A 9430-nucleotide genomic window follows, 5' to 3' on the forward strand; every position below is an offset into this window, starting at 1 on the left:
CGCGTAACTCTTTGTTTACCAAGGAGTTTTCCGTTTCGACTGCGCCGGAAGTGGGGCGAATTATAGACTTCCAGAATCTGCCGTCAACCCCTAATTCAGTTTATCTATCAGAAGTTGAAAAACAGCACTCATTACGGCCTATATACAGAAGCACTGACAACGGGTGCGCAGTATATTGCTCAACCTCTGTTAGTTAAGCATGATGTGCCACACGCACACCTTATCGACTCTCACCTCGGACGACACCACGCGATGAATGACCAACCCCGCAACCTTGCATCGACGCTGTTCCCGGTTGGCCTGCTATTAATAGCCATGGCGTCAATACAGTCTGGGGCTTCCCTGGCAAAAAGCATGTTCCCTATAGTGGGTGCACAAGGGACAACCACCCTGCGATTGATTTTCGCCAGCGCGATCATGCTACTGCTGCTACGCCCCTGGAACGCCAAGCTCACTGCCAAGTCATTACGCACCGTCATCGTCTACGGCATGGCGCTGGGCGGCATGAACTTTCTCTTCTATATGTCGCTGAGGAGCGTCCCGCTCGGAATTGCCGTTGCTCTCGAGTTCACAGGCCCGCTGGCAGTGGCCATCTATGCCTCACGCAGGGCGATCGATTTTCTGTGGATCGGTCTGGCCATCATCGGCTTGTTGCTGCTTATACCTACAGACGCAGCAAACACGAGCATTGATCTTATAGGCGCCGGTTACGCGCTGGGCGCCGGGGTATGTTGGGCGCTGTACATTCTGTTTGGCCAGAAGGCCGGCGCAGACAACGGCGTCCAGACCGCCGCATTAGGTGTGATGATTGCTGCACTCTTCGTTGCGCCTATTGGCATCGTCCACGCCGGAGCCGCGCTGCTCACACCTTCACTGATCCCCATCGCGATCGGTGTTGCCATTCTGTCCACCGCCCTTCCGTACACCCTTGAGATGGTCGCCCTCACCCGGATGCCGACACGGACGTTCGGAACACTGATGAGCATTGAACCCGCGTTTGGCGCATTATCCGGGCTGCTGTTTCTGCACGAATACTTGTCCCTGGCACAGTGGATGGCCATCATCTGCATCATTCTGGCGTCCGTAGGTGCGACCATGACCATGCGCAGTGAATCCAGGCCCTTGGTGGCAGTAGATTGATACACGTTTTTACGAAGGTCTGGTATTTGCCGCTCAATTGAGCCATGTTTAGCCGCAACTCAATGTCAGCCATGGATTTTTTCGGATAGGGATATCACTAACGATAAAAACGAAAGCGCATGCTGCCAGACTCGGGCATCAGACCCGAGACCGCAATAAGGATGGGAATGAAACGATTTTTGGTATTGCTTGTTGTACTGACCATCGCCGGTTGCGCTGCGACTTCCAAGACAGAGGTCAAGCGCGGGAAAAAAGGTCTGCATATCAACTGTTCAGGCCTCTCGTCTTCCTGGGACAAGTGCTACACGAGTGCAGCCGACTCATGCGGCCCCAACGGCTACAAGGTGATTGCCAAATCCGGAGACGCGGTGGAAGACCCGGGTGACTATCCGTTTGGCATCAACCCCGCCGGCTATACCAGCCGTAGCATGATCATTATCTGCAAATAGCCTGACGCCATCTCAGTCAGTGCTTTGACCGGCAATCTGGCGGCCGATTTCTTCGTAGCTGGATTGCAATACGGTGCGCTGAACATCCGGACTCACCAACATTCGTGCGACCACCAATGCGCCAATGCACTGAGACAGAATGGCCCAGGCCAGGCTGTCACTCTCCAGGATCCGTGCCCAACTTTCCTGCAGCCGGCAGATCCACTGCTCAGCTTGCTGGCGCACCGAAATGTCGGAGCGAGCGATCTCGGCGCCAAGTGCCGGCAGCGCACATCCGGACTCGGGATGCTCGACATGCGCCATGCTCAGGTAATGCTTGAGACAACGGTCCAACCTGACTCGACTCAGTTCGCCATTACCGCTCAATCGCTCAAGGCTCTGACACAGCTCCCGCTCGACGATCGAACTGAAGAGTTCATCTTTCGAGGAAAAGTGGCTGTAGAACGCGCCGCCGCTGAGCCCTATGGCTTTCATCAAGCCGTCGACACCCACCGTGCAAAAGCCTTCTTTCTTGGCTGACACTGAGCTGCTTTCCAGCAATTTCTGCCTGGTTTCCAGCTTGTGACTGGCTGAATATCGCATCGCTTCTCCCGAGAACCCATCGCCTTGACGTATTCAGGATCGTAGCATAACGTTCGTTTGGTTAACGACCGTTTAGCAAAGAGCGATGACTATGACCAAAGCTATCAATAACAAGAAAGTCGTACTGGTTGTCGGTGCTGGCGATGCCACCGGCGGGGCAATTGCCAAGCGTTTCGCACAGGAAGGCTTTGTTGCCTGCGTCACTCGTCGAAGCGCGGACAAGTTGCAGCCACTGGTCGATGCCATTCATGCCAGAGGCGGTGAAGCCCACGGCTTTGCGTGCGATGCGCGCAAGGAAGAGGATGTGATTGCACTGGTTGAACAGATCGAAAGCCAGATCGGCCCGATCGAGGCCTTCGTCTTCAACATCGGCGCCAATGTGCCGTGCAGCATTCTTGAAGAGACCGCACGCAAGTATTTCAAGATCTGGGAAATGGCCTGCTTCTCTGGATTTCTCAACGCCCGTGAAGTGGCCAAGCGCATGGCAACCCGACAACGCGGCACCATCCTGTTCACCGGAGCTACCGCCGGCATGCGCGGTGCCGCTGGTTTTGCGGCGTTCGCCGGTGCCAAGCATGGCATCCGCGCCCTGGCCCAAAGCATGGCACGGGAACTGGGCCCAATGAACATCCATGTCGCTCACGTGGTGGTCGATGGAGCCATCGATACCGACTTCATCCGCGATAGTTTCCCGGAAAAGTATGCACTCAAGGAGCAGGACGGGATTCTCAATCCCGAACACATCGCCGAGAACTACTGGTACCTGCACAGTCAGCCGCGCGACGCCTGGACCTTCGAGCTGGATCTGCGGCCCTGGAGTGAACGCTGGTAAGCCCTCCCCATAACAATAATCAGAGCGTATCGAACATGAGCAAACGCGTAGAGTTCTTCTTCGACCTCGGCAGCCCTGCCACTTACCTGGCCTACACCCAACTGCCGAAAATCTGTGAGCAAAGCGGGAGCCAACTCATCTACCAACCAATGTTGCTGGGTGGCGTATTCAAAGCCACCGGCAACGCCTCACCGGCAGAGATCCCGGCCAAGGGTCATTACATGTTCCTGGACCTGGATCGTTACGCCAAACGCTACGGCGTCCCGTTCAGGCTCAACCCGCATTTTCCCATCAATACCCTTCTGCTGATGCGCGCCGTCACCGGCATGCAACTGCGGCACCCCGCGCGCTTCGTCGACTTTATCGACTGTCTGTTCCGTGCGCTCTGGGTTGATGGCCGTAACCTCAACGACCCGGCGACCGTCGCCGCAGTGCTGGCCGAACACGGCTTCGATCCCAACGAAGTGCTGGCCTTGACCGCCGATGAGGAAGTCAAAGCAGCACTCAAGGACAAAACCGAGCAAGCGATACAACGCGGTGTATTCGGTGCACCGAGCATGTTTGTCGATAACCAGATGTTCTTCGGCCAGGATCGCCTGGACTTTGTCCGCGAGGCCTTGAATTAGATATCGATAACCAGTCTGCCCTGCGCCTCACCCGAGGTTTGCAGGTCATAGGCAGCCTCAGCGGTTTGCAGCGTGAACCGCCGAGGATCGAGCAAGGGTTTCAGCAATCCTGCTTCAATCAGCTTCGCCGCCTCACCGAGAATCTGTCCGTGATGCTCGCGACCTTTGCCTGTCAGCAAGGGCAGTAATGAGAATACCCCGGAATAGCTTGCCGCACGAAACGACAATGGCGCCAGACTGTGCTGCCCCCAACCGAGACAGCTCACCACGTGCCCCTGATAAATGCGCATAGCCTTGAACGACGCATCCAGCGTCTCGCCGCCGACCGTGTCGTAAACAATATCGAAACCCTCCCCCGCCGTATGTTGCTCCACATACTGTTCAACCGACTGCTGGCGATAGTCGATAAAGGTCGCACCGAAGCTTTCGATAATTGCCTGCTGCCTGGCCGACCCTGTGGCGAATACCTCGGCACCGAGCGCACGAGCCAACTGCACCGCCACATGCCCGACACCGCCGGCACCACCGTGAATCAACACCTTGTGGCCAGGCTGAACCCGGGCGCGATCCACCAATCCCTCCCACGCAGTAATCAGTACCAACGGCAGCCCTGCCGCCTCAGTCATGCTCAAATTCGCCGGTTTGCGCGCCAGCAGCCGTGCATCAACAACGGCGAACTGCGCCAGTGAACCCTGTTGACCGCCAATCCCGGTCGCCATGCCATACACCTCATCGCCAACCTGCCAATCACTGACTCCGGCGCCGAGCGCTTCGACAATCCCTGCCAGATCCATACCCAACACCGTCGGCAATGGCTGACTTGCGTGAGCCGCCTGCCCGGCACGGATTTTTCCGTCCAGTGGGTTCACCCCACTGGCAACAATTCTGACCAACACCTGCCCGGCTTCAGGCACAGGCTTTGGGATAGAGGTCAAACGAAACGGTGCATTGGCCGAGTCGACGATCAGGGCGAGCATTTCAAGTGAGTCAGTCATTTCGCAATCTCATGTCAGTGGAGAGTTGCGTTGATCATCCGCCCGCCAACTCATGCCGATAAGACGCTATATAGTTATAGTCACCATGCCCATTAGGCATCAATGAGAAAACCCGTGGACAAACTCAATGCAATGGCGGTTTTCGTAAGAGTGGTCGAGCGCGGCAGTTTTTCTGCTGTCGCTCGGGAGCTGCAGACCAGCCAACCGACCATCAGCAAAATCCTCCGGGCACTGGAAACCGAGCTCGGCGGCAAGCTGATTACTCGCAGTACCCGCCAGCTCTCACTGACCGACGAAGGCCAGCGTTACTACAATGAATGCCGACAGATTCTTGCGGCAGTCGACGCGGCCGAACACAGCTTCCAGTCTGGACGGGAAGCGGTCGCTGGGTCTTTGCGGGTTGGCTCCTCCGTCAGTTTCGGGCGTTTGCAGGTTGCCGCCCGGCTGCCGGATTTCCTTGAGCGCTACCCAGACGTAGAAATCGATTTACAACTCAGCGATCAGAATATGGACCTGGTCAGCGAAGGCTTGGATGTCACGTTACGCATCGGCGAGTTGAGTGATAGCGGCTTGATAGCTCGCCAGATTGGCACCACGCATCGAGTGACCGTCGCCAGTCCCGACTACCTGGCTCGGCATGGCCGACCGCAAACACCTGAAGAGCTGAGCCAGCATAACTGCCTGCTGTTCAACCTGCTGAGCAGCCAGAATCAGTGGAACTACGAGAAAAACACTCAGCGTCACAGCGTGCGGATCAAAGGCAACGCCCAGAGCAACAGTTCGGAGGCCATACGCGAGATGGTGTTGGGCGGGCTGGGTATTGCGCTATCGCCGGTGTGGTTGTTCAGCGAGGATTTGCAGGCCGGTCGGGTGACCGCGATTTTGCAGGATTACTGCGCACAAGCGTTGCCAATTCATGCGGTGTCCCCGGCCAATCGTCGCCAGTCGGCCAGGGTCAAAGCCTTCGTCGACTACATGAGCGAAGCACTCGCCCGCGCGCCGGAGCTTGCGCCGCCGTCCGAAGACTGACGGCGCAGCGCCAACTCAGATCGCCGCGGTTCGGGTGTTCAACCACGCCAGCGCGGCGCCGTCGAGCAACGGGCTCAAACGTTCACGAACTTGTGCGTGGTAAGCGTTGAACCACTCGCGCTCATCCTGGGTCAGCAATGCAGGCTCCAGGCAGCGAGTGTCGATCGGGCACAAGGTCAGGGTTTCGAATTTGAGGAACTCACCGAATTCACTGCTGCCCGCCTCGCGGTTCAACGCAAGGTTCTCGATCCGCACCCCCCAACGCCCCGGACGATAAGTGCCCGGCTCAATCGAGGTGATCATCCCTGGCTGCATCGCGGTTTGCGGTGCTGGCGCGGCTTGATAGGCAATCACTTGCGGGCCTTCATGAACGTTCAGGAAGTAGCCGACGCCATGCCCGGTGCCATGACCATAGTCGACGCTTTCAGCCCAGATCGGTGCACGCGCGATGGCGTCGAGCAACGGCGAGAGAATGCCACGCGGGAACTGCGCACGAGACAAGGCAATCACACCCTTGAGCACGCGCGTGCAATCGCGCTTCTGCTCTGCGGTCGGCGTGCCCACCGGCACCATCCGCGTAATGTCGGTGGTACCGCCCAGGTACTGGCCGCCGGAGTCGATCAGCAGCAGGCCGTCACCTTCAATCACCGCGTGCTCTTCCTCGGTGGCGTGGTAGTGCGGCATCGCGCCGTTGGCGTTGAACGCGGCAATGGTGTTAAAGCTCAGCGACACATAACCCGGACGACGGGTACGGGCAGCGGTCAGGTGCTCGTCGATGGTCAGCTCGGTGATGCGTTCGCGACCCAGTACGCTATCCAACCAGGTGAAAAACTCGCACAGCGCCGCACCGTCCTGCTCCATCGCCTGACGGATGTGTTCGACATCGGCGAGGCTTTTCTGCGACTTGGCCAGGGTGGTCGGGTTCAGACCTTCAATCAGCTTCACGCCAGCGCCGAGGTTATCCAGCAGACCGGCAGTCACCCGCGCCGGATCGACTTGCAGGCTCGCACCGTTCGGCACGGCAGCCAGCGCCGAGGCCACTTCGCTGTAATCGCGCAGGGTCACGCCGTCCTGTTCGAGGATCGCACGCAGTGGCGCATCGACCTTGCTCAGCGCGACAAACAAGGTTGCCTGCTGTTGACTGATCAGGGCGAAGGACACGAACACCGGGTTGAACGACACGTCGCCGCCGCGCAGGTTGAACAGCCAGGCGATGTCGTCGAGGGTGGCAATGAAGTGCCAATCGGCACCACGTGCTTTCAGGCTTTCACGCAGCTTGGCGAGTTTTTCGCCACGGCTGACGGTGGCCTGCGGCGGTAAGTGCTGATAGATCGGTTGATTCGGCAGACTCGGGCGATCGCCCCAGACTTCGCTCAACAGATCGATATCGGTACGCAGCCGTGCGCCATGCTCCTCAAGTTTGCTGCTCAGTGAGCGGGCCGATGCCACGGCCATCACAGCGCCGTCGACCGCGACCACACCGGCTTCCGGCGTTTGTTCGGCCAGCCAGTCCAACGGGCCGGGTTGGCCGGGCTGCAGTTTCACCAACTCGATGCCGCTGCCCTTGAGCTCCTTGGTCGCCTGTTCCCAATAGCGACTGTCGGCCCAAACGCCAGCAAAGTCCTGAGTGACGATCAGCGTGCCGACCGAGCCATGAAAGCCCGACAGCCACTGACGCCCCTGCCAGTAGCCCGGCAGGTATTCCGACAAATGCGGATCGGCCGACGGCACCAGCAAGGCGTGGATGCCCTCGCGGCTCATCAGCTCACGGGTGCGCGCCAGGCGCTGGGGAACCGTTCCTTGGGTCAAAGGCTGCGTACTCATCATGTCTCCTGCTAACCACTTTTATTTTGTTTTAGGGCGCTGACTTTTGGTCTGCGCATCAGGGTTGGGCGGTAGCCCAGAACGCCGGTGCACTGGCGATTGCTGCTTTGATCAATTGTGCGGCCTGATCGATGTCCTGTTCGGTGGTGAAACGTCCGAGGCTCAAGCGAATGGTCCGCCCTGCCGTCCGCGCGTCGAGCCCCAGGGCCAGCAGCACATGGGACGGCGCATTGCTCGCGGAGCTGCAGGCCGACGTCGCCGAAAAGGCGATCGAAGCACTCAATGCCTGAGAATTGAACTCGCCTTCACTGAAGGTCAGGCTCAGGGTATGGGGAATGCGTTGGGTCGGGCTGCCGTTCAAGCGTAGACCGGTAATGCCGCTGAGTTGCTCAAGCAAGCGCTCACGTAGCCGGGTGATAGTAGTCGCCTCTTCAGCAAAGTGTTCCGCCGCCAGCGCAAAGGCTGCGCCCATGGCTGCGATCTGATGGGTGGCCAGGGTTCCGGAACGCAACCCGCCTTCGTGTCCGCCGCCATGGATCTGTGCCTGCAAACGTTGCTGCGCGCGCGGGCCGACGTAGAGCGCGCCGATCCCCTTGGGACCGTAGATCTTGTGCGCGGAAAATGACATCAAATCCACCGGCCACTGAGCCAGATCGATCGCCACCTTGCCCGCGCCCTGCGCAGCGTCGACGTGAAACAACGCACCCTGCTCACGCACCCGCTGACCGATGGCAGGGATGTCGTTGACCGTGCCCAGCTCGTTGTTGACCAGCATCAGCGACACCAGGAAGGTGTCCTCGCGCAGTGCTTCGCTGACCGCTTGCGCAGTGATCAGGCCTTCGGCGTCGGGCACCAGATATGTGACGGCGACCCCGGCATCCTGCAATTGCCTGGCGGTATCGAGGATCGCCTTATGCTCGATCTGACTGGTGATGATGTGCCCGCCGGACTGACCGCGGGCCTGGGCCACGCCTTTGAGGGCGAGGTTGTTGGATTCGGTGGCGCCGGAAGTCCAGACGATCTGCTGCGCTTGCGCACCCACCAGATCGGCGACTTGCTGGCGTGCCTGCTCGACCGAACGCCTGGCCTGCTGGCCAAAGGCGTGGGAGCTGGAGGCCGGATTGCCAAAGTTACCGCTGAACCCCAGACAGTCGACCATGACCTGAATGACTCGCTCATCCACCGGCGTGGTGGCGGCGTAATCAAAATACAAAGGACGCTTATTCATAAAAAGACTCGCAGAGCTTATTCCGGGATCAGGTGTATTTGCTGAAAGCGCCGCACTGGAGGTGGTGTACAAACTGCGGTAAATCAGCAATACCTGATCGGATGCCGTTAAAGAAGTACGACTTCATTTCAAAGTGCGTAGGAACGCTCCTGAAGTCGAGCTTAACAGGCATCGGACACCGGGTTGAAGCGCAAGTCAGATAAAGCTCTCGTGCAACATTGGATACAGTCGCTTAGCTGGAGTGGCCGTGAAGAGGCCCTCCGCGCTCGGCGTTCATTTCGCCATGCTGATCAAAACCAAAAGCTTTTTGCGGCTGGCCGAGCAATTGGGCCTTTTTCGCCTGGTATTCATCAAACGACAAACCCCGACGACTCAAGGCCTCCAGCGCCAGCTCCCGGGTTTCTTCGGCGGTGTACGGACGCAGTTCCGGGGAAGGATGACTGGCACAGCCGGCGAGCACCGAGGCAACCAACAACAGTGATACGACGAGTAAATGCTTCATGGGGAGGCTTCCTGCGAGCGAGTCCTGGACAATGGACACAAGCTACTCCCGCCCCTGAGGCGACAAAAATCATCGCACTCGATAGTCGCTATCGACCTCAGCAAAATCCATTCAGCTCACTAGGGTCTGTTGACGTTTGGTGACGACCGCGACGGCGGCCCATTTGGGTTGCGCGCCAACGTGCGCGAGGCTGCGTTGCGGGATTTGCCAAGGGAACAACCAT

The 9430-nt window shown here is 58.6% G+C and carries 10 protein-coding genes; 5 read left to right on the plus strand and 5 right to left on the minus strand.

The genetic code is table 11. The features are described from left to right. Positions 1-252 precede the first annotated feature (252 nt). Positions 253-1140: a threonine/homoserine exporter RhtA gene (rhtA, locus tag NTD87_RS23370; protein ID WP_262116564.1), complete on the plus strand. Its 888-nt coding sequence runs from the start codon at positions 253-255 to the stop codon at positions 1138-1140. A gap of 167 nt (positions 1141-1307) precedes the next feature. Continuing rightward, entirely contained in the window at positions 1308-1589 is a 282-nt protein-coding gene (locus NTD87_RS23375; RefSeq protein WP_262116565.1) for a hypothetical protein, read from the plus strand. A 12-nt stretch (positions 1590-1601) separates the two neighbouring features. On the opposite strand, the gene NTD87_RS23380 is transcribed toward NTD87_RS23375, so the two are convergent. Beyond that, positions 1602-2171 (minus strand): TetR/AcrR family transcriptional regulator, encoded by a 570-nt coding sequence (locus NTD87_RS23380; protein WP_262116566.1) that lies wholly within the window; start codon positions 2169-2171, stop codon positions 1602-1604. Between the two features lie 91 nt (positions 2172-2262). Here NTD87_RS23380 and NTD87_RS23385 point away from each other — a divergent pair, with 91 nt between their 5' ends. Both NTD87_RS23385 and NTD87_RS23390 read left to right on the plus strand, forming a co-directional pair. Next, positions 2263-3003 carry an SDR family oxidoreductase gene (locus NTD87_RS23385; protein WP_262116567.1) on the plus strand — a complete coding sequence of 247 codons (741 nt, stop codon included), beginning with the start codon at positions 2263-2265 and terminating at the stop codon, positions 3001-3003. A gap of 35 nt (positions 3004-3038) precedes the next feature. After that, positions 3039-3629: a 2-hydroxychromene-2-carboxylate isomerase gene (locus tag NTD87_RS23390; protein WP_262116568.1), complete on the plus strand. Its 591-nt coding sequence runs from the start codon at positions 3039-3041 to the stop codon at positions 3627-3629. Here the strand turns inward: NTD87_RS23390 and NTD87_RS23395 are convergent. Beyond that, entirely contained in the window at positions 3626-4624 is a 999-nt protein-coding gene (locus tag NTD87_RS23395) for a zinc-dependent alcohol dehydrogenase family protein (protein WP_262116569.1), read from the minus strand. The two genes, NTD87_RS23390 and NTD87_RS23395, sit on opposite strands and share 4 nt — an antisense overlap. 114 nt (positions 4625-4738) lie before the next feature. On the opposite strand from NTD87_RS23395, the gene NTD87_RS23400 reads away from it, so the two are divergent. Continuing rightward, positions 4739-5653 carry a LysR family transcriptional regulator gene (locus tag NTD87_RS23400; RefSeq protein ID WP_262116570.1) on the plus strand — a complete coding sequence of 305 codons (915 nt, stop codon included), beginning with the start codon at positions 4739-4741 and terminating at the stop codon, positions 5651-5653. 15 nt (positions 5654-5668) lie between these two features. Here NTD87_RS23400 and NTD87_RS23405 read toward each other — a convergent pair whose 3' ends face one another. The 3 genes from NTD87_RS23405 to NTD87_RS23415 all read right to left on the minus strand — a co-directional run bounded on the left by NTD87_RS23405 (position 5669) and on the right by NTD87_RS23415 (position 9207). Then, positions 5669-7477, minus strand: coding sequence for an aminopeptidase P family protein (locus NTD87_RS23405; protein ID WP_262116571.1), 1809 nt, complete (start codon positions 7475-7477; stop codon positions 5669-5671). 58 nt (positions 7478-7535) lie between these two features. Beyond that, positions 7536-8705 (minus strand): aminotransferase class V-fold PLP-dependent enzyme, encoded by a 1170-nt coding sequence (locus NTD87_RS23410; protein ID WP_262116572.1) that lies wholly within the window; start codon positions 8703-8705, stop codon positions 7536-7538. A 232-nt stretch (positions 8706-8937) separates the two neighbouring features. Continuing rightward, positions 8938-9207, minus strand: coding sequence for a hypothetical protein (locus NTD87_RS23415; RefSeq protein WP_262116573.1), 270 nt, complete (start codon positions 9205-9207; stop codon positions 8938-8940). Between the last annotated feature and the right edge of the window lie 223 nt (positions 9208-9430).

The sequence above is a fragment of the Pseudomonas sp. 6D_7.1_Bac1 genome, assembly GCF_025465945.1.
Lineage (GTDB): Bacteria > Pseudomonadota > Gammaproteobacteria > Pseudomonadales > Pseudomonadaceae > Aquipseudomonas.

What these genes read in the sequence shown, in the direction of transcription:
- rhtA (WP_262116564.1), top strand. Translation starts at nt 253, where the DNA reads ATGAATGACCAACCCCGCAACCTTGCATCGACGCTGTTCCCGGTTGGC.
- NTD87_RS23375 (WP_262116565.1), top strand. Translation starts at nt 1,308, where the DNA reads ATGAAACGATTTTTGGTATTGCTTGTTGTACTGACCATCGCCGGTTGC.
- NTD87_RS23380 (WP_262116566.1), bottom strand. Translation starts at nt 2,171, where the DNA reads ATGCGATATTCAGCCAGTCACAAGCTGGAAACCAGGCAGAAATTGCTG.
- NTD87_RS23385 (WP_262116567.1), top strand. Translation starts at nt 2,263, where the DNA reads ATGACCAAAGCTATCAATAACAAGAAAGTCGTACTGGTTGTCGGTGCT.
- NTD87_RS23390 (WP_262116568.1), top strand. Translation starts at nt 3,039, where the DNA reads ATGAGCAAACGCGTAGAGTTCTTCTTCGACCTCGGCAGCCCTGCCACT.
- NTD87_RS23395 (WP_262116569.1), bottom strand. Translation starts at nt 4,624, where the DNA reads ATGACTGACTCACTTGAAATGCTCGCCCTGATCGTCGACTCGGCCAAT.
- NTD87_RS23405 (WP_262116571.1), bottom strand. Translation starts at nt 7,477, where the DNA reads ATGAGTACGCAGCCTTTGACCCAAGGAACGGTTCCCCAGCGCCTGGCG.
- NTD87_RS23410 (WP_262116572.1), bottom strand. Translation starts at nt 8,705, where the DNA reads ATGAATAAGCGTCCTTTGTATTTTGATTACGCCGCCACCACGCCGGTG.
- NTD87_RS23415 (WP_262116573.1), bottom strand. Translation starts at nt 9,207, where the DNA reads ATGAAGCATTTACTCGTCGTATCACTGTTGTTGGTTGCCTCGGTGCTC.